Raw genomic sequence first — 17,812 nt, forward strand, 5'->3', positions numbered from 1 at the left:
TTTCGCAAAAACGAAAGTGGGAAACCGAGCCCGCTCCGTGCGTTAAAAACGCGCTGCCGGCCCGGCATGCAAGGTGTCATGATCGATCAGTCGGCATTTCGGCGAATAACCCGCAAACCGGTATTGCTGATATAAAAGCGCGCGCCGTTTTTGGGCGGGAATTTTTCTGATCAGGTGACCGTCATGCTGACCAATCTTCCCGATTTTGCCCACCAGGCTGGCCTATAGCGCAGCTTTTCACTGTAATACTCGTCAGGGACAAACGCCAAAAGGCGCATCAAAGCAATTCCTTGACGCGCTATTTACTGCCCAAGAAAAACTGAAGGTTGAGGTGGAGTCGATTCCATAGCGCCCCTGACAGTTTTCAGGTCAATCCCATTTCACCCAGGTGAGCACGTCATGAAATCCCCCGCAGGTTTGCTGCTGTCGGCTATCGAGCTGGACCGTGCCAGTGCCATTCCTCTGTACCGCCAACTGTATCTGCAGATTCGCAAACAGATACTCAACGGCAGACTTCAGGGGGGTGTGCGCCTGCCGTCGACCCGAACCTTGAGCAACGAGTTGGGGTTATCGCGGATCACCATTCTCAATGCTTTCGATCAGTTGATTGCCGAAGGTTTCCTGGCCTCGCGTACTGGCGCCGGTACGTATGTCGGCACTGAGTGGGAAAGCCGGGGTATCGAGGATGAGCAACCGCGCCAGCCACCGCGCCTGTCCGACCTGAGCCAGTCGATGCTGTCGCTGCGCAGCGATCATTTTCGCGGGGTGTCCTATGCCGACTGGGACCCCGCGACCCCGACCTCCTTCCTGCCCAGCCACAGCACCTATGACGCATTCCCGCAGGCGATCTGGCGGCGCCTGATGAACCGTCATCTGCTCAAGCCTACCAAGGCCATTCTGGGTTATGGCGAGTTGCAAGGCTTGCAGGCGTTCCGCACCGCGATTGCCGAATACGTCTTCGATGCGCGTGGCATCGACTGCAATGCCGGGCAAGTGGTGATCGTTTCCGGCGCGCAGCAAGCGTTCAACCTGCTGGGTATGCTGCTGCTCAATCCGCAGGACAGCGTCTGGATGGAGGACCCGGGGCACATCGCCGCGCGCATTGCGTTGCAGGCCCAGGGGGCTCAGGTGAATCCATTGCGTATCGATGAACAGGGGATCGATGTCCAGCAAGGCCTGACCGAGTGCCCTGATGCCCGCCTGGTGTTTTGTACGCCTTCGCGCCAGCATCCTTTGGGTGTCACCCTCAGTTATGCGCGGCGCCAGGCACTCATCGACTGGGCTGCGCAGCATCAGAGCTGGATCATCGAGGACGATTGCGACAGTGAGTTTCGCTACAGTGGCCGCCTCCTCCCGGCGCTGTATGCCATGGACCAGATGGCCCGGGTGATCTACGTCGGAACGTTCAGCAAAGTGTTGTTTCCGTCACTGAGGCTGGGCTACGTGATTCTGCCGCAGGCCTTGGTCGAACCCTTTTGCACCCTGCGCGCGGTCATGGATCGCAGTCCGCCTACCCTGCTTCAGGCGACAACCGCAGACTTCATGATCGAAGGCCACTTCCTGGGGCACATCCGCCGCATGCGTGCGCTGTACAAGGCGCGCCAGCAGGCATTGATCGAACAGCTTGAAAAGCAGATTGGCAGCTTTTTCAGGATCACTGCGGCGGATGCCGGCATGCACCTGATTGCCTGGCTGCCGCCCGAACTCAGTGACACTGACATCGCCCGGCAACTGGCCCAGCACAACATCCACACTTACGCCTTGAGCGACTACCGCATCAAGCATGCGCTGCCGCCGGCCTTGTTGATCGGCTTTGCCGGCACGCCTGAAAACCAGGCGCGGGAGCGTGTCGAGGCCCTGGCCCAAGCCTTGCGCACCTTGGGTTATCTGCCACCGACCACTTGATGCGAGGCAAGTGGTCTTATCAATTAACTGATAATGGATCTATCGAGAGTTCCTGACTGGCGCGATAAAGGCTGCGCCGGTAGACCCGGTGTCTGAACCAGGAACGACTCTAATGAACAATAAGATCCAGGAACGATTCAACGCCTTGCTGAGCCATAAGGTGGTCGAACACGGGGCTGTTCCCGTGCTGACGGACGCGCTGGCCCGGCGGTTACTTGAACGTCTCGGGCAATTGCGTCTGTTTGCCCACGCCTACCCGCTACTGACCAACCTCACCCACGGCCGTGTCATCCCTGCCGACATGCTGGACTTCGCCTATCGCCACGAGCTGCAAGGCCTGAGCCTGCACTTGCTCGACGGCGAGGAAAACAGCCTGAGCCAAATGTCAGGCGAGCAGCTCAAGGCGTTTGCCGCCAAGGCCAAAGCGCTGGGGCTGGATGTGCACCTGGAAATCAGCAGCACGCTGAAAAAGGATGTCGACCAGGTGATCGCCATCGCCAGGACCCTGGGGGTGCGCAACATCCGTGTTTACTCACGTTACGAGGGCACGCTGTCGCGGGTCATGGACGTGATCGAGACCGACCTGCACTACCTCGCGCAACAGGCCGACGCACACGATCTGTACTTTGACTTCGAGCAGCATGAAGAACTCAAGAGCGGCGAAATCGCGCAACTGCTCAACCGCCTCAACCACCCTCGCCTGCATGCCCTGTTCGACTTTGGCAACATGATCAATGCCTGCGAACAGCCCTTGCAGGCCCTGCACAACCTGGCGCCGTACATCCGCCAGACTCACCTCAAGGGTGTGCGCATCGTCCCCGAGCAAAACGGCTTCGGCCATTACGGCGTATTGCAGGGCAGCGACGAGGATGATCTGCCCAGCGCCCGCATGCTGTTCGAGCTGTTGATGCTCGGCGAAGCCACCCCGCAGGTGATCGCCTTCATTCTCGAGCAGGAAAACCACTACGTGGCCCCGGCCTTCCGCCAGAGCACTGAGGCGGCGGATCCCTTCATTGCCTACCGGGAGATGAGCGAAACGCCGCTGCCGAACGGCTACTCACTTGAGCGAATGCTGGCCGACGAACACCGCTGGGCGAACAACCAGGTCGCCTATGTCCGTAGCCTGCTGGCCGAATTTCGCACCCTGGCCGAACTGACCCTGGCCACCTCTTCCAACGCCTGAACCTGACGACACGACTACGCCCGGAGAACAATAATGACAACTCAAAACAAGGCCAAATGGCTCAGATTCCTGATCCTCATCCTCGGTGGCGGCACCATCTACAAGCTGGCGAACCTCAAGGACGCCTTCTATGTACCCATGCAGGAATTCATGGGCTTGAGCCACACCGAAATCGGCATGCTGCTCAGTGCCAACGCGATCATCGCCACCGCGCTGTTTGTGGTGGGCGGCCTGCTCGCCGATCGCTACGACACGCGCAAGCTGATCCCCCTCGGTCTGATCGGCACCGGTGGCCTGGGCTTGTACCTGGCGACCTTTCCACCCTTCAGCAACCTGCTGATCGTGTTCAGTCTGCTGGCTATCTGTGCCGACTGCCTGTTCTGGCCCTCGCTGCTCAAAGCCATCCGTAACCTGGGTGACGATCAGGAACAAGGCCGGTTGTTCGGCCTGCTCGAAGGCGGGCGTGGCGTGATTGACACCCTGGTGGCCTTTTCCGCCCTGGGCGTGTTCGTCGCCATGGGTTCGGGCGAAACCGGCCTGAAGTCGGCAATCCTGTTCTACTCGGTCATCGACATTCTGGCCGGCACCCTGACCTGGTTCCTGCTCAAGGGCGGCAACGCGCAGTCGGTGGCCAAGCCGAAGAATGGTCTGGCGAACCTGATGGAAGCGATCAAGGTACCGGGAATCTGGCTGGTCAGCCTCAACGTGTTCATGGTCTACATCGTCTACTGCGGCCTGACCTATTTCATTCCCTACCTCAAGGAAATGTACGGGTTGCCAGTGGCGTTGGTAGGCGCCTACGGCATCATCAACCAATACTTCCTGAAGATCCTCGGCGGGCCTGCCGGTGGTTTCATTGCCGACAAGCAGTTCAAGAGCACCAGCCGCTACCTGAAGTGGGCATTCCTGGCGCTGCTGCCGCTGATGGGCGTGATCATGCTGATCCCGAAAAGCCCGGACTTCATCTATGCGGGCATGGCCGCCACCCTGTCCTTCGCCCTGATCGTGTTCTCCATGCGCGGCGTGTTCTGGGCCCCCATGGGTGAGGTCGGCATTCCCCAGCACATCACCGGCTCGGCCTTCGGCATCGGTTGCCTGATCGGCTATGCACCCGGCATGTTTGCCTACGTCATCTATGGCGCGATCCTCGACCACTTCCCCGGTCAACAGGGTTACAACTATGTTTTCACCCTGATGAGCATACTGGCCATTGTGGGCTTCATGGTGTCCAGCCTGCTGTATCAAGCGGTGCGCAAAAAATCCATGGCCACTGGCGGGATGAGCGCGGCGCAAGCCTGATCGAACCATAGGCTCCAGGAGGAGGAATCGACTACCACGCCGATTCCTCCTAGCGTACCGGCTTATCAGGCGACATTCGTGGCGGTTCGATTTACCTTCTTTTGCGTGCAGTTGGTCTGCTTTCTCGCACTCATTGTCATAGCCGCTTGTTACGGCGTATGAAGCTCAAGCCAGCAGCTCGGTGATCCACCGGGCCTGCCGGGTGATGTCTTGCACCTTTTCCTCGGGAACGGCTTGCCGCGCACGGGCGAAGTGGGTCAGGGTCTTCTGCTTCTCGCGCAAAATGCGCTGCCACTTGATCAGGAACACCGGGCTGCGTGTCTGCATCTGCAGCGGGCCGAAGTACAGCTCCTCGGCGGTGTACGTCACCGGCCCGGCGCGCTCGGCGACGATGATTTCGTAATCGAAGCGATTTTCCCGCAGCAGCTCCTCGCAGAGGATGCGGTAGCCATTTTCCATCAGCCATTGGCGCAGAGGCTGCTCGCCGCCGTTGGGCTGCAGGATCAGGCGCTCCTGCCCGCTGAGGCGCGTCTTGCCGACGTCGAGGATGTCGCGAATCGTCTCGCCGCCCATGCCGCAGATGCTGATCGCCGTGATCCCGTCTCCCGACTCGATCGCCGCCAGACCATTGGCCAGGCGCACGGTGATCCACCGGTCCAGGCCGTTCTCGCGCACGGTACGTTCGGCCGAGTGGAACGGCGTCAATGCCACCTCGCCGGCCACCGCCGCCGCGATCACGCCACGGCGCATCAACGCCACCGGCAGGTAGCCGTGATCCGAGCCGATATCAGCAAGGCGCGCATCTGCTGGCACATGCGCCGCTACGCGCTCCAGGCGCTGGGACAATGTGTGTTCGTTCAACCGCCGTTCCTTTTTTTCAGTGTGCGCATCAGGTCGATATCAGGAGGTAGCCCTGGCTGCCCCGTCGGCGGGGAATTATAGGCTAGTCAATTTTTTGCCACAGAGAATGCTGTGTGGTCGTGGACACCGCTTTCCCGGCCATGCCCGCCATCGTCACCATCAAGACTGGCGAGCGCAACATGATGAGCTATCTTCTCAAAGCAGTGCTTGAGCGTTGACAGCTCCTTCAAGGAACAATGAAATGGTCCGTCATTGCCTGTTCTTCTGCCTGCTGGCGCTGTCCTTCCCGACCAGCGCCATGGACCTCAAACAAGCTTGGGATCTGTTGCAATACCAAGGCCCCGTCTATCGCGCCGCCGTGCATGAAAAAGAGGCCGGCGCGCAAAACCGCGACATCGGCATCGCCGGCCTGCTACCGCAGATCAATGCCTCGGCTTACGACAACAAGGTCAATGGCACCCAACGCCAGAGCGGCGTCGAAAGAGATCTCGACTACACCTCCAAGGGCGCTAACGTGCGCCTGCGCCAGCCGCTGTTCAACAAACAGAAGATGGCCGAGTACCGCCAGGGCAAGCAGCGTGCCGACTACAGCGTCGCGGTGTTCGATGCCAAGAGTCAGGACACCGCAGTGCGCCTGGCTGAAAGCTATTTCGACGTGCTCCTGGCCAGCGAAACCATCACCCTAGCCAAGTCCAAACTGAAAGCCTTCGACGAGCAACTCGCCTCGGCGAAACGGCGCATGGAGTTGGGGGCCGGCACCATCACCGACATCGACGAGTCGGCCGCTCGTCGCGACCTCGCCGCGGTTGAGCTGATCGAAGCGCAGGACAACCTGGTCAACGCGCGCCGCAAGCTTGAGGAATTTATCGGTGAAACCCCCGAATCGCTGACCACCTTGCGTCCGAGCTTCGATACACCTCCGCTGCTACCGAGCAACCTGCAAGACTGGTTGGTCAAAGCCCAGACCGACAGCCCGCTGATCCATGCGCGCCGTCATAGCAGCGACCTCGCCGAAGAAGAAGTGAAGCGCGCCAAGGCCGGCCACTGGCCAACACTGGATTTTGTGGCCGGCTACACCGCGGGCGATAGCCAATCCATCTCCGAGTTGAATCAACGCAACCGCTACGGCTCAATCGGTCTGGAAGTAAACTTCCCGTTGTACAGCGGTGGCGGCACCAGCGCGTTGACACGCCAGGCGAGTGCCAATAGCTATAAGGCCCTGGACGAACTCGACGCCACGCGCCAGGAAGTCATCACCGGTACCACCCGTGAGTATCAAGGCGTACAAAGCGGTGCCCGACGTATTCACGCGCTGGAGAAGGCAGTGGAGTCCAACGAACGCTCACTGGCTTCGGCACGCAAGGGCTTCAAAGGAGGAGGTACCAGCACCAACTCGGACGTCCTCAATGCCGAAGAGCTGCTGTTCGTTGCGCGTCACGATCTGTTCGACGCCAAGCTTCGCTACTTGATGTCGCGCCTGCGCCTGGCCTCTTCGGTGGGCAGTCTGGGCGCCGACGATATCGACCACGTCAACGACTACCTCGGCCCGGAACTGTTGGTCACCCACTGACGTTCACCTGCGCGGCACTTCTACAAGGTGGTCGGCAAAACCCAGGCACGCGACAGCGTTCCCTTCGCCCACCTTCGAGGACGCGCCGCTTCATCCGCTTGCATTACACAACCAAACTATTCAACCCATACAACTCCAATCGTCGATCCCGATGCAGATCATTACCCGCACTGATCCGCTTATTCCGCGCCCCGGCAAGACTCAGCGTCGCCAGCAAAATCTGCTCGCCACCCTGCTCCGCCGGCCCTGCCACAGAGTAGCCATCGGCATCGACGATCACCGAGCCTTGCACCCAACTGACCCCACGTTCATGACCATGGCGATCACACGCGGCGATGAACATTCGGTTCACCGAGGCGTTGGCCTGGACCCGCACGACTTCCGCCGGACGCTCGGTTGGCGGTCGTGGCCCATCGGGCCAATTGACCGGTGCGCAGAGCAGGTCCGCACCGGCCAGCGCCGGGAGTCGCACCCACTCGGGGAATTCCAGGTCGTAACAAATCAGCATGCCGATCCGTCCATGAACGGTTTCTACAACCGGCGGCGCGTCGCTGCCGGCGCTGAAGATTTCGTTCTCGCCATCCCAGAGATGGGCCTTGCGGTATACGGCGCGCAGGCCTTGGGCATCGATCATCGCCGCACTGTTGGCCAGTACATCGCCGGCTAACCGCTCGCAGAATCCACCCACCACAACGATGTTCAATTCCCGGGCCAGCGCCGTCCACAGACGCAAGGTCGGCCCTTCGACGGTTTCCGCCAGGGACAGGGCTTCGCTGCGATCGGCAAACAAGTAGCCGCTCTGGACCAGTTCGGGCAGCACCACCACTTGAGCGCCCTGGTAAGCCGCCGAACGAATCGCTCGTTCGATCAGCTTCCGGTTGTAAGCCAGGTCGCCTATTTTCGGTGCCAGTTGGCAGCAAGCGACCACGGTATTTTTTGCGCTGTTCAACGCCCCTCCTCCACAGACTGATGAGCCATGGAAACAATGTCGCTCTCAGTAATCGAATCGATAATCCGGCGTTCGTACTCAAGGTCTATCGAACGGCTGAGCAGGTAATACGTCAGGCCCGAGACCACAAGACCCACCAGCCAGGCGATATCAACGCCTTCAAGCATCCGCGCCAGCGGCCCGACGAACACCTCTTTGCCAGCCGCCGCATCAAAGATGTAGAAGAACGGAACCATGGCGGCGAACCCAATCAGGTACGAGACGATGCCGCGAAATTGCCAGGCGCCGTAAATGCCCTTCGGCGTGAAGAAATGCGGGATCGCATAGCGACCTTTGCGCACGAAGAAGTAGTCCACCAGATTGACCGCGGTCCAGGGTACGAGAAAGTACAGGAGCAGCACGAGGAAGGTGTTCAACAGGGCGATACCATCGCCTTTGATCGACAGCACACAGGTCAACAAAATGACGCTGATCGCAGAGATCGACATCACTCGGGCGCGAGGTGTCGGGGTGATTTTCTTGATCGAATCCACACCCGTCAGCAACGTCAGCATGGCGCTGTAGGTGTTGAGCGCGATGATCGGCAGAAAGCCCGCCACCGAGACGATCACCAACACATTGCCCAGGCCTGGAATCATCGAAGAGCCAACCTGATTCAGCGCCACCAGCGCATCCGCCGCTTTCAACTGCTGCGCAAGCCAGGCTCCGAGGCCGATCATCCAGCCGCCCGACAACGACGCACCGATGAATACGGCGGCGATCAGTTTTGGCCGACTGGTATTTTTCGGCAGGTAACGGGAATAGTCGGAGACATAAGGCGCATAGGAAATGTTGTAGCTCGCGCCAATGGCAAACAGCGTGGCAAAGGCAATCCAGCTGAAACCCAGGTCGGTCGCCGGGGTGACGCCCTCCTGGCCTGCGCCGAACATCAAGGCGATGGTGACCAGCGCATACAGCGGCAACGTTGCAAGCAACGCCCACTTGAAGGCTTTGTGCATCAGGTCGTGGCCATAGATCGACAGCAGCGCGCCGATCAGCACCACCGCAATGGCGACGATGGTCGGGTCGATGCCAAACACATGTTCGAGGCCGTTCATGATCAGCGAGATGTTCACCACGTTGAATCCGACGAACACAAACATCGTCGCCATCAACGCCAGGATCACCCCGCGATAACCAAACTGCGCACGCGACTGGATCATTTGCGGCAGACCCATCTCCGGACCTTGCGAGCCATGAAACGCCATGAAAATGGTGCCGAACATGATGCCCAGCGCACCGGCCAACATCGTCCACAGCGCCGACAAGCCAAGGCTTGGGCCGACAAAACCGATGGAGATGGTGAAGAAGTGGAAGTTGCCGAGAAACCAGAAAGGGCCTTGGCTGCTGAGCTTGGCGTGACGTTCGTTTTCCGGAATGTAATCGATCGAGTGGCCTTCGATGGCCAACCCGCTGCTCGCTTCGATGGCGTGCGCAGATTGAGGGGACCCTGACATATGAGTGTTCCTATGCTGGTGATTGTTGTTTTTATGGGCAAAGCGCCGGTTTCATTGCAATGTAGGCCGTTGGTCAGGGCTGTAAAATATCGCAGGCACACTGTTTACATAGATCAACGCCTATGTAATTGAGTATCGGGAGCACGCATGCTGGGAACTGTATCGGAGCTGGATCTGCGTTTGATCCGGGTGTTTCTCACCGTCGTTGAGGCGGGCGGGATTTCGGCCGCACAAACGGCGCTCAACACCACGCAACCCACCATCAGCGCGCAATTGGCGACGCTGGAGGCGCGGGTGGGGTTTCGTCTTTGCGAACGCGGACGCGGCGGGTTTTCGGTGACGCCCAAGGGCAGCCAGTTTGTCGAGGCGGCGCGCCGATTGCTAGCGGCTGCCGAAGGGTTCCGGGTTGAAGTCCAACACATCAATCGCAAGGTGTCGGGCAACATCAACATCGGCCTGCTCGGGCAAATCGATCCGGTGGCCAACAAGAAAATCGCCTTGGCCATTGCGCGGTTACGGTCTCGGCATGAAGGGCTGTACTTCCATTTCACGGAGCTGTCGTCATCGCTGCTGGAAGAGAAAATCATCAACGGCCATATCGATCTGGCGATCGGCTATTTCTGGCACCGCCTGCCCAGCATTGATTACTTTGCGTTATTCCAGGAAACCCAAATCGCCTACTGCGCCCCGACTCATCCACTGTTCGAGCAAGTGGGCGAGCTGACCCGGGATGACGTCAGCGATTACGATTGGGTATGGCCCAGCCATCCCTTGCCGGAAATGCCAGCGCCCACCTCGATAGAACGCCTGACTGTGCTCACGGACAGCATGGACGGCGCCGCCCTGCTCATTCTGTCAGGCCAGCATTTGGGCTTTCTGCCGCAGCACTATGCGGCAAAGCACGAACAACTGGGGCAGTTACATCCGCTGAATCCCGAGCTGTTGCGCTATGAGGTCGGCTTTCATGCGGCGGTCAGGCATTCGGCGCGTCAGCGGGATGTGGTCAGTGCTTTTCTGACTGAGTTGATCGACATTTTCGAGGCCTTGTAAGCGTCAACGGGAGCAAGCCCCTCACCCGTTTCAGATCCGGATTTCGTTGGTCGGCAGGACGTCGATCCGCGCCACGGGCCCCGTCAAGTGCGCCAGGTCTGCGTTGTGCTCGGTGATGATGTCTTCAGCGGCGAGGTTGCCGTTGTCGACGGTGGAATGCGCATCGGCGGCGAGCACTACGTCATAGCCCAGGTTCAGGGCCTGGCGGACAGTGGCGTTGACGCAATAGTCGGTTTGCAGCCCGCAGATGATCAGGCGGTCGGTGCCCAAATCCTGCAATTGGGCTTGCAAGTGGGTCTGGTAAAACGAGTCTCGAGTGGTTTTTCGCACGCGAAGGTCTTGCGGCGAAGTCTTCAGGCTTTTGGCCAGTTGCCAGCCTTCGGAACCGTGCTGCAGCAGATCGCCCCTTTCTTCGTGCTGGATGAGGATGACCGGGATGCCTGCTTCGCGAGCCTTGGCACTGAGGTCGTTGATGTTCTCGATAACGCGCTTGATCTCAAAACATGCGTACTCGCCAGTGCACAGGGCTTGCTGGACATCGATGATCAGCAGTGCGGTAGCCATGAGCTTCCTCCCTTGATAGGTCGGTGAATCGGCAACGGATTTGGAATCCGCTCCCCTTTTAACTTGTAGCAGCTGCCGAGCCTGCGAGGCTGTGGTGAGGATCGGGGGCCACCCTCAAGAATCTGGATGGCCCGGACCTGCCTCAATACCCGAGCGATAACCCGGTGTTACGACGTGGATCGTTCGCCCCATAGAAGCGGTTTTTGCCCACCGGTTTGCCTTCCAGCGACGGTGCGCCTACCAGAATCGCCGCCACATGGTTGGCGTCCTGCGGCCCGGCAAACTTGTGCCCCCAACTTTCGAGCATCTTCACCGTATCGGGGCTGGTAGTGAAGGTCTCAAGGTTGGTCTCTTCCGGCAACCACTGCTGGTGGAAACGCGGTGCATCGACCGCTTCCTGGATGTTCATGCCGTAGTCGATCACGTTGAGCATGGTCAGCAAGGTCGCGGTGATAATGCGGCTGCCGCCGGGGGTGCCGACCACCATGACCACTTTGCCGTCCTTGGTGACGATGGTCGGGCTCATGGACGACAGCGGTGCCTTGCCGGGAGCGATGGCGTTGGCCTCCCCTTGCACCAGACCGTACATGTTCGGCACGCCGATCTTCGAGGTGAAGTCATCCATTTCGTCGTTGAGAATGACCCCGGTTTTGCTGGCCATGACGCCGGCGCCGAACCAGTCGTTCAAGGTGTAGGTCACCGACACCGCGTTGCCCCATTTATCGACGATGGAGTAATGGGTGGTGTTGCTGCCTTCGTGGGGCGCTACGCCGGGTTTGAGCTCGCGGGACACACCGGCCTTTTGCGGGTCGATGGCGGTGCGGATTTTGGTGGCGTAGTTTTTATCCAGCAGATGGGCGATCGGGTTCTTCACAAAATCCGGGTCGCCCAGGTAGCTGTTGCGGTCCACATAGGCGTGACGCATCGCTTCGATCTGGTAGTGCATGCTCTGGGCCGAGTGATAGCCCAGGTCTTTCATCGGATAGCCTTCGAGAATGTTCATGATCTCGCAAATCACCACGCCGCCAGAGCTTGGCGGTGGCGCTGAAACCACGTGGTAGCCGCGGTAATCGCATTCAATCGGGGCCAGTTCGCGGGTCTTGTATTTGTCGAGATCGGCCTGGGTGATGATGCCTTTGTTGGCCTGACTGGAGGTGACGATGGCATCCGCCACCCAGCCCTTATAGAAGCCGTCGGCGCCGTTCTCGGAGATTTCCCGCAGGGTCTTGCCGAGGTCTTTTTGCACCAGTTTCTGACCGACTTGCATCGGCTCGCCGTTGCTCAGGAAGATCGCACCGGAATCCTTGATGTCCTTCTTGAACACGTCGGTGGCGTATTCCAGCAACTCGACATCGCCCTGCTCCAGCACAAAACCTTCTTCGGCGAGCTTGATGGCCGGGGCGATCACTTCCTTGCGCGGTTTGGTGCCGTATTTCTTCAGCGCCAGCTCCATGCCTGACACGGTGCCCGGCACGCCAACAGCCAGATGGCCACGGGTGCTCAGCTCAGGGACGACGTTACCCTCCTTGTCGAGGTACATGTCGGCGGTGGCGGCCAACGGTGCTTTTTCACGGAAGTCGAGGAAGGTCTTGCGCCCGTCCGCCAACTGAATGGTCATGAAACCGCCGCCACCCAGGTTGCCCGCCGCGGGATAAACCACCGCCAGCGCATAACCAACCGCTACCGCGGCATCAACGGCGTTGCCACCATTCTTGAGCACATCGACGCCCACGTGACTGGCCAGGTGCTGGGCGGTGACGACCATGCCGTTTTCGGCCGCAACCGGCGCCACGGAGGCCGCGTAAGCACTGAGGCAGCTGAGCGCCAATGAGGTCGCAATCAGCGATTTGGCAAAAGGTTCGAACTTCATGAGTCGGTCTCTTTTTGTTTTTAGGTTCTGTAAAAAAACAGAGGGAAGGCTTCAAGAGCAGAGGCAAGTATGGCTGGGATTGCGTATTGCGCCTCCCCATCGAGGCAGTATGCTTGGCCTCTGCTCAGCACTTCTACGGAGTCCACCGGCATGAGTTACACCTTCATCACCCTCGCCTCTCCTGTGGGCGAGTTGAAGCTGGTCGCGAACGGCTCACGACTGGCAGCCATCCTCTGGGAAAACGACAAACCGGGGCGAGTGCGACTTGGGCCGATGCTTGAGGCGCCGGATAATCCGATCCTGATGCGCACCGCTCAGCAGCTGCGGGAATACTTTGCGGGTACGCGCAATCGTTTCGACCTGGATCTGGATTTTGCCGGGACGGAATTTCAGAAGAAGGTCTGGGCAGCGCTGCTGACCATTCCGTTTGGTGAGACTCGCAGTTATAGCGAGATAGCCCGGCAAATCGGCAATCCCAGTGCGGTTCGGGCAGTGGGTGCGGCGAATGGCAAGAATCCGATTTCAATTGTTGCGCCGTGTCATCGGGTGATTGGCGCTTCGGGGAAACTCACCGGATTTGCCGGTGGACTTGAGGCGAAGGAGCAGTTGCTGACGCTGGAAGGTTGCGAATGGTCAGGGGCCGGCAGGACGGGCGATTTGTTTTGATCAGCCGCAACGCGATCTGTAGCAGCTGTCGAGCCTGCGAGGCTGCGTCCGACTGCGCAGCAGTCGCAAACTCAGGCGCCACGGTTTATCTGGAACAGCGCAGTGAATGGTTTTACGACTGCTTCGTCCGAACGCGGCGCGAGCCTCGCAGGCTCGACAGCTGCTACATTGATTAGCCCGCGGCGAAGATGTTTTTCATCGCCGCATACTGCAGCAACATGATGGTCTTCGCATCGCAGATTTCCCCGCGATAAAACGCCTCAAGTGCGTCGTCGAATCTCCATTCCAGCACTTCCAGTTCCTCGGTCTCCTCCTCCAGCCCGCCGCCCTCGCTGACCTTCGAAGCAGCATCGTACTCAGCGATGAAGAAGTGCAGCTTTTCGGTCACTGAACCGGGGCTCATGTAGGCCTCGAACACCTTATGCACATGGTGCACGCGATAACCGGTTTCTTCCTCGGCTTCTTCGCGGATGCGCTCTTCAGGCGCCGCACCTTCGAGCAGCCCCGCCGCCACTTCGATCAGCAACCCATCGTGGCCATTGACGAACACCGGCAACCGGAATTGCCGGGTCAGCACGACGGTTTTCTTTTCACGGTTGAACAGCAGGATCGCCGCGCCGTTGCCACGGTCATAGACCTCACGGGTCTGACGTTGCCACTCGCCATTGTTGCGCTGGTAATCGAAGGTGATTTTCTTGAGCAGGTACCAGTCCTGGGACAACACCTGAGACTCGATGAGGTTGACCCGCTCGGCTGTGTTCAACATGACAACATCCCTTTTTTCGTCAGAAGGCGCATATCTTAGGCGAAAACGAAAGCCTGGCGCTAAGACAGCTGAGCCTTGTATTCCTTCTCATACTGACCCGCCAGCGTCTCTTTCTGTTTGTCGTCGAGTAGCTTGCCGGCCATCTGAAAGAACTTCTGCTCTTCCTCTTCGAGGTGGTGATTGACCTTCTCGGCGAGCTTCTTCGCGACCGCCAGCCAGGTTGGGCTGGACATCTCGGTCTCGTCCAGTTCCTCCATCATTTCGTCCATCTCATGATGTTCGGCAATCGCATGGCGGCTGAGGTCGACGCCGTTATCGAACGCCATCAGCGGGATGTAGAAATGGCGTTCTTCAGCGGTTTCGTGGGCCTGAAGTTCGGACTTGAGCTGCTTGTAAGCCTCGACCCGCTCAGGGGTGTCGCCGCTGGTCTGGATCAGTGCATCGGCGTAAGTGCGTTGGCGCTCATGGCTTTCGCGCAAGGCTTCGAAAATATTCACAGAAAGTCCTCATAGGCCGCGTTCAGGAATGACGCTGTTTAGGCTAGACATCTGCGTGATGACGACGGTTCAACTTGAGGACTGGAACATCGACCAGGGGCCGCGATAGGCTTGGAAATGTTTTCCACCCCTGCCATAAGGAAATAGCTGATGACCCTGCGAATCGAACGGTCGCTAAACCCCACGGATGAAGAGCGCCAGGCGATCCTGCTGCCGTTGCGCGCCTATAACGCCGCAAAAGCCGGCGTCTCGACTCAGGAGCCCATTGCCTTGCTGGTGCGTGACGAAAGCGGCGAGATTCTCGGTGGGCTTCACGGTCGAGTGTTTTACCAATGGATGTACATCGACCTGCTGTCGGTACCGGAGCAAGCCCGGGGACAGGGCATGGGCACGAAGCTGATGCAGATGGCTGAAGACCTGGCACGGGAAAAGGAATGCATCGGAATCTGGCTCGACACCTTCGACTTCCAGGCGCCGGAGTTCTACAGGAAGCTCGGCTACAGCGAGTTAGGCCAGATCGCCGACTACCCGCCTGGCCACAAGCGCTTCTTTTTCCAGAAGCGCCTGATCAACGAAGCCTGACCTCGTAGGAGCAAGGCTTGCCCGCGATGGCGTATTTACTGACACACCGCGTTATCGTTCATCGCGAGCAAGCTTTGCTCCTACAGGAATATGCGTCGGTCCAAAGGTCAGAGGCAAGTCGCCAACGCCGCCAGTCGGCGCTTGGCGACAAAGTCGTCATGCTGCGCGTAATAATTCAGCACGGTGGCGGAAGCGTCAGTCTTCACGTCTACAAAGGACTCCGCCGAGCGCGTGTAAACGGTAGTGCCGCCCTTCTCGCCAGGCTGCAAATACGCGCCCGCATCGACACCGAACACCGCCTCATCCTGCCAGGAAAACTGCACACACTGGGCAACGACTTTTTCCGGTTTGTCCGACCTCAGGGTTTTGTACGGGGTTCCAGTGCGGGCGTCGTTCATCGCCGAGCCCGCGCATCCCGCCAGCAACGTTACGGCCAGCGCCACCATCAGAATTCGCATTGCGTTCGCTCATCAAGAAAAAGCGGACTGTATCACTGCGGCACGGCGTATCGTTCTGCTTTACTTCATTTATACCGCGACACCGAGTGACGATTCGCGCACCCTGTCGCGCCATTAACACCGCATCGCCCGTTTTTCCGGGCTCATTTTTTGGAAAGGCCATGACACCCAACGCCGAATATTACAAACCGACCGCTGAATATGCCGACAAGCTGATCAGCCAGATCGGTCAGACGCCGTCCTGGATTGCCAAGCGAATTGGCGTCACCGACAAACGGATTCGTTACATCCTCGACGGCGAAAGAACCGTCAAAGGTGAAACCACGCCGATCCAAATGACCTATCCCGAGCAGTTTGCACTCGAATGCCTGGCAGCAGCCGCCAAGGCCAGCAAGAAACAGTCCTCGTAACCCAGCCTCAAGGAGCGACCATGGCGGCAACCGAACAGCAACACGAGCAAGCGCTGAAGAAGTTTCTCGACGAGCGCCCTGAACTGCGCGTCGAACTCGACAACCTCAACCCGCTGTTGGCTCAGGCCAAGGGCGAGACCGCGGCGCAGTATCGCGAGGAGCGCTTGCATGAAGCCTTCGAAGCCGAGGCCGAGCGTCTGGGATTGTTTGCGTGGGAGCTGACGCTGCAACTGACCGCCACGACGCCCGAGGACTATCAGGCACAGCGCCTGGAAGTGCACAAGGAAGTGGCCGAGATGGCCGGCATGGACTGGCTGGAGTATTGCGAGTTATATGGATTGAGTAAGTGACCATAACGGTCGCTGCCTGAGGACGACCTTCGCTGATGTTGCCATCCCTCTCAACTGACCGCGCCAGTCCAGGCCATCTGCATACCCGCAAATGGCGCGGACGCATCGGCATGTCGCTGGTGGCCAGCCTGTCGGTGCTCGCGGGCATGACCGACGCCATCGGCTTCATGGCCAGCGGCGATTTCGTCTCGTTCATGAGCGGCAACACCACCCGCCTCGCCGTCGCTATCAGCGACGGTGACATGGGCCTGACCTTGCGCCTGGTGATCCTCGTCGGCACCTTCATCATCGGCAACGCCTTGGGGATTGTCGTCAGCCGCCTCGGCGGGCGCCGTGCGCTGCCCTTGCTGCTGTGCATCGCCACGCTGCTCTGCGGCGCCGCTGCCTGGCCCTACGACGAACAATTGCCAGCGCTACTGGCGACGATCATCGCCATGGGCATGCTCAATGCCGCCGTGGAAGAAGTGAACGGCCTGCCGGTCGGCCTGACCTACGTCACCGGCGCCCTGTCGCGCTTCGGCCGTGGCCTGGGACGCTGGATGCTCGGCGAACGGCGCAACGGTTGGCGCGTGCAACTGATCCCCTGGACCGGGATGTTTGCCGGCGCGGTACTCGGCGCCGTGCTGGAACATCATTTGGGGCTCAGGGCGTTATTTGTCAGCGGACTGTTGGCCGGCGTGGTCGGGTTGCTGTCACTGAAAATTCCGCGGCGCTGGCAGTTGGGTTATATGCCGCGCTGATCGGCGCCTGCCAGCCCGCCATCGCGAGCAGGCTCGCTCCCACAGGGGTTTCTGGTGGACTTCAATGTTATGTGCGACACAAATCCCTTGTGGGAGCGAGCCTGCTCGCGATAGGGATGACTCGGTCCCAAGGGAAAAACCCATTTAGCCGCCCCGGCGATAAAGCTTTATCATGGCCGCAGTTTTACTGATCGAGTCCGTCATGAAGTTCGCCATCGCGCTGTTTTCCGCCGCCCATGCGCCCTCCTCGCGCCGCGCCCTGCTGTTCGCCCAGGCTGCGCTGGCCGGCGGGCATGAGATTATCCGTCTGTTTTTCTATCAGGACGGCGTCTACAACGCCTCCGGCAGCGTGGTCACGCCGCAGGATGAGCAGGATTTGCCCAAGCAATGGCGCAACTTCGTCACCGAGCATCAACTGGACGGCGTCGTGTGCATCGCGGCTGCCCTGCGTCGTGGCGTGCTGAACGAAGAAGAAGCCGGGCGCTATCAGCGTGATGCCGTTGCGGTGGGCGCGCCGTGGGAATTGTCTGGCCTGGGCCAGTTGCATGACGCGGTGCAGGATGCTGACCGCCTGATCTGTTTCGGAGGCGCGTGAG

At 59.5% G+C, this 17,812-nt stretch carries 19 protein-coding genes and 1 pseudogene; 12 read left to right on the plus strand and 8 right to left on the minus strand.

Going from position 1 to position 17,812, the window contains the following annotated elements; translation table 11 throughout:
• The first annotated feature begins 399 nt into the window (after window positions 1-399).
• The 4 genes and pseudogenes from pdxR to ACYZUA_RS21185 all read left to right on the plus strand — a co-directional run.
• Window positions 400-1,905 carry a MocR-like pyridoxine biosynthesis transcription factor PdxR gene (gene pdxR / locus ACYZUA_RS21170; protein WP_461960480.1) on the plus strand — a complete coding sequence of 502 codons (1,506 nt, stop codon included), beginning with the start codon at window positions 400-402 and terminating at the stop codon, window positions 1,903-1,905.
• Window positions 1,906-2,017: 112 nt separating this feature from the next.
• Window positions 2,018-3,088, plus strand: coding sequence for a sugar phosphate isomerase/epimerase family protein (locus ACYZUA_RS21175; RefSeq protein WP_461960481.1), 1,071 nt, complete (start codon window positions 2,018-2,020; stop codon window positions 3,086-3,088).
• A gap of 33 nt (window positions 3,089-3,121) precedes the next feature.
• Window positions 3,122-4,387: an MFS transporter gene (locus tag ACYZUA_RS21180; RefSeq protein WP_461960482.1), complete on the plus strand. Its 1,266-nt coding sequence runs from the start codon at window positions 3,122-3,124 to the stop codon at window positions 4,385-4,387.
• 75 nt (window positions 4,388-4,462) lie between these two features.
• Window positions 4,463-4,549: pseudogene (locus ACYZUA_RS21185) on the plus strand (MAPEG family protein); the annotation flags it as partial.
• 3 nt (window positions 4,550-4,552) lie between these two features.
• Here the strand turns inward: ACYZUA_RS21185 and ACYZUA_RS21190 are convergent.
• Complete coding sequence (locus ACYZUA_RS21190; protein ID WP_461960483.1) at window positions 4,553-5,248, minus strand: tRNA (adenine(22)-N(1))-methyltransferase; 696 nt, start codon at window positions 5,246-5,248, stop codon at window positions 4,553-4,555.
• A gap of 241 nt (window positions 5,249-5,489) precedes the next feature.
• On the opposite strand from ACYZUA_RS21190, the gene ACYZUA_RS21195 reads away from it, so the two are divergent.
• A complete protein-coding gene (locus ACYZUA_RS21195) occupies window positions 5,490-6,818 on the plus strand; it encodes a TolC family outer membrane protein (RefSeq protein ID WP_461960484.1) in 1,329 nt (442 codons plus the stop codon).
• 103 nt (window positions 6,819-6,921) lie between these two features.
• On the opposite strand, the gene ACYZUA_RS21200 is transcribed toward ACYZUA_RS21195, so the two are convergent.
• Both ACYZUA_RS21200 and ACYZUA_RS21205 read right to left on the minus strand, forming a co-directional pair.
• Window positions 6,922-7,767, minus strand: coding sequence for a nitrilase family protein (locus ACYZUA_RS21200; protein WP_461960485.1), 846 nt, complete (start codon window positions 7,765-7,767; stop codon window positions 6,922-6,924).
• Window positions 7,764-9,263 carry a purine-cytosine permease family protein gene (locus ACYZUA_RS21205; RefSeq protein ID WP_201188280.1) on the minus strand — a complete coding sequence of 500 codons (1,500 nt, stop codon included), beginning with the start codon at window positions 9,261-9,263 and terminating at the stop codon, window positions 7,764-7,766. The genes ACYZUA_RS21200 and ACYZUA_RS21205 overlap by 4 nt, the downstream gene beginning before the upstream one ends.
• A gap of 147 nt (window positions 9,264-9,410) precedes the next feature.
• Here ACYZUA_RS21205 and ACYZUA_RS21210 point away from each other — a divergent pair, with 147 nt between their 5' ends.
• On the plus strand, window positions 9,411-10,313 hold the full coding sequence (locus ACYZUA_RS21210) for a LysR family transcriptional regulator (RefSeq protein WP_461960486.1): 903 nt from the start codon (window positions 9,411-9,413) through the stop codon (window positions 10,311-10,313).
• 30 nt (window positions 10,314-10,343) lie between these two features.
• Here the strand turns inward: ACYZUA_RS21210 and ACYZUA_RS21215 are convergent, their stop codons facing one another.
• Entirely contained in the window at window positions 10,344-10,877 is a 534-nt protein-coding gene (locus tag ACYZUA_RS21215; RefSeq protein ID WP_461960487.1) for a cysteine hydrolase family protein, read from the minus strand.
• Between the two features lie 142 nt (window positions 10,878-11,019).
• Window positions 11,020-12,747, minus strand: a complete 1,728-nt coding sequence (gene ggt, locus ACYZUA_RS21220; RefSeq protein ID WP_461960488.1) for a gamma-glutamyltransferase — start codon at window positions 12,745-12,747, stop codon at window positions 11,020-11,022.
• A 150-nt stretch (window positions 12,748-12,897) separates the two neighbouring features.
• On the opposite strand from ggt, the gene ACYZUA_RS21225 reads away from it, so the two are divergent.
• Window positions 12,898-13,413, plus strand: a complete 516-nt coding sequence (locus tag ACYZUA_RS21225; protein WP_461960489.1) for a methylated-DNA--[protein]-cysteine S-methyltransferase — start codon at window positions 12,898-12,900, stop codon at window positions 13,411-13,413.
• Between the two features lie 172 nt (window positions 13,414-13,585).
• Here the strand turns inward: ACYZUA_RS21225 and ACYZUA_RS21230 are convergent, their stop codons facing one another.
• The gene (locus ACYZUA_RS21230) at window positions 13,586-14,179 is read right to left on the minus strand and encodes an NUDIX domain-containing protein (RefSeq protein WP_461960490.1); all 594 of its coding nucleotides are present in this window, start codon (window positions 14,177-14,179) and stop codon (window positions 13,586-13,588) included.
• 59 nt (window positions 14,180-14,238) lie between these two features.
• A complete protein-coding gene (locus ACYZUA_RS21235; protein WP_461960491.1) occupies window positions 14,239-14,676 on the minus strand; it encodes a hemerythrin domain-containing protein in 438 nt (145 codons plus the stop codon).
• A 150-nt stretch (window positions 14,677-14,826) separates the two neighbouring features.
• Between ACYZUA_RS21235 and ACYZUA_RS21240 the strand changes: the two genes are divergently transcribed.
• On the plus strand, window positions 14,827-15,258 hold the full coding sequence (locus ACYZUA_RS21240) for a GNAT family N-acetyltransferase (protein ID WP_461960492.1): 432 nt from the start codon (window positions 14,827-14,829) through the stop codon (window positions 15,256-15,258).
• 107 nt (window positions 15,259-15,365) lie between these two features.
• Here the strand turns inward: ACYZUA_RS21240 and ACYZUA_RS21245 are convergent, their stop codons facing one another.
• Window positions 15,366-15,716 carry a hypothetical protein gene (locus tag ACYZUA_RS21245; protein WP_461960493.1) on the minus strand — a complete coding sequence of 117 codons (351 nt, stop codon included), beginning with the start codon at window positions 15,714-15,716 and terminating at the stop codon, window positions 15,366-15,368.
• 161 nt (window positions 15,717-15,877) lie between these two features.
• On the opposite strand from ACYZUA_RS21245, the gene ACYZUA_RS21250 reads away from it, so the two are divergent.
• The 4 genes from ACYZUA_RS21250 to tusD all read left to right on the plus strand — a co-directional run bounded on the left by ACYZUA_RS21250 (window position 15,878) and on the right by tusD (window position 17,811).
• The gene (locus tag ACYZUA_RS21250; protein WP_008154823.1) at window positions 15,878-16,126 is read left to right on the plus strand and encodes a hypothetical protein; all 249 of its coding nucleotides are present in this window, start codon (window positions 15,878-15,880) and stop codon (window positions 16,124-16,126) included.
• Window positions 16,127-16,146: 20 nt separating this feature from the next.
• On the plus strand, window positions 16,147-16,476 hold the full coding sequence (locus ACYZUA_RS21255) for a DUF6388 family protein (protein ID WP_461960494.1): 330 nt from the start codon (window positions 16,147-16,149) through the stop codon (window positions 16,474-16,476).
• Window positions 16,477-16,511: 35 nt separating this feature from the next.
• Complete coding sequence (locus ACYZUA_RS21260) at window positions 16,512-17,216, plus strand: YoaK family protein (RefSeq protein ID WP_461960495.1); 705 nt, start codon at window positions 16,512-16,514, stop codon at window positions 17,214-17,216.
• Between the two features lie 202 nt (window positions 17,217-17,418).
• A complete protein-coding gene (tusD, locus tag ACYZUA_RS21265; protein ID WP_461960496.1) occupies window positions 17,419-17,811 on the plus strand; it encodes a sulfurtransferase complex subunit TusD in 393 nt (130 codons plus the stop codon).
• Window position 17,812: the final 1 nt, after the last annotated feature.

It is taken from the genome of Pseudomonas sp. LS2P72 (assembly GCF_054897865.1).

Excerpts from the sequence above, each read along its gene's own strand:
- ACYZUA_RS21180 (WP_461960482.1), top strand. The coding sequence starts at position 3,122 with ATGACAACTCAAAACAAGGCCAAATGGCTCAGATTCCTGATCCTCATC.
- ACYZUA_RS21255 (WP_461960494.1), top strand. The coding sequence starts at position 16,147 with ATGGCGGCAACCGAACAGCAACACGAGCAAGCGCTGAAGAAGTTTCTC.
- ACYZUA_RS21245 (WP_461960493.1), bottom strand. The coding sequence starts at position 15,716 with ATGCGAATTCTGATGGTGGCGCTGGCCGTAACGTTGCTGGCGGGATGC.
- ggt (WP_461960488.1), bottom strand. The coding sequence starts at position 12,747 with ATGAAGTTCGAACCTTTTGCCAAATCGCTGATTGCGACCTCATTGGCG.
- ACYZUA_RS21225 (WP_461960489.1), top strand. The coding sequence starts at position 12,898 with ATGAGTTACACCTTCATCACCCTCGCCTCTCCTGTGGGCGAGTTGAAG.
- ACYZUA_RS21195 (WP_461960484.1), top strand. The coding sequence starts at position 5,490 with ATGGTCCGTCATTGCCTGTTCTTCTGCCTGCTGGCGCTGTCCTTCCCG.
- ACYZUA_RS21230 (WP_461960490.1), bottom strand. The coding sequence starts at position 14,179 with ATGTTGAACACAGCCGAGCGGGTCAACCTCATCGAGTCTCAGGTGTTG.
- tusD (WP_461960496.1), top strand. The coding sequence starts at position 17,419 with ATGAAGTTCGCCATCGCGCTGTTTTCCGCCGCCCATGCGCCCTCCTCG.
- ACYZUA_RS21250 (WP_008154823.1), top strand. The coding sequence starts at position 15,878 with ATGACACCCAACGCCGAATATTACAAACCGACCGCTGAATATGCCGAC.
- pdxR (WP_461960480.1), top strand. The coding sequence starts at position 400 with ATGAAATCCCCCGCAGGTTTGCTGCTGTCGGCTATCGAGCTGGACCGT.
- ACYZUA_RS21205 (WP_201188280.1), bottom strand. The coding sequence starts at position 9,263 with ATGTCAGGGTCCCCTCAATCTGCGCACGCCATCGAAGCGAGCAGCGGG.
- ACYZUA_RS21260 (WP_461960495.1), top strand. The coding sequence starts at position 16,512 with ATGTTGCCATCCCTCTCAACTGACCGCGCCAGTCCAGGCCATCTGCAT.
- ACYZUA_RS21210 (WP_461960486.1), top strand. The coding sequence starts at position 9,411 with ATGCTGGGAACTGTATCGGAGCTGGATCTGCGTTTGATCCGGGTGTTT.
- ACYZUA_RS21240 (WP_461960492.1), top strand. The coding sequence starts at position 14,827 with ATGACCCTGCGAATCGAACGGTCGCTAAACCCCACGGATGAAGAGCGC.
- ACYZUA_RS21215 (WP_461960487.1), bottom strand. The coding sequence starts at position 10,877 with ATGGCTACCGCACTGCTGATCATCGATGTCCAGCAAGCCCTGTGCACT.
- ACYZUA_RS21175 (WP_461960481.1), top strand. The coding sequence starts at position 2,018 with ATGAACAATAAGATCCAGGAACGATTCAACGCCTTGCTGAGCCATAAG.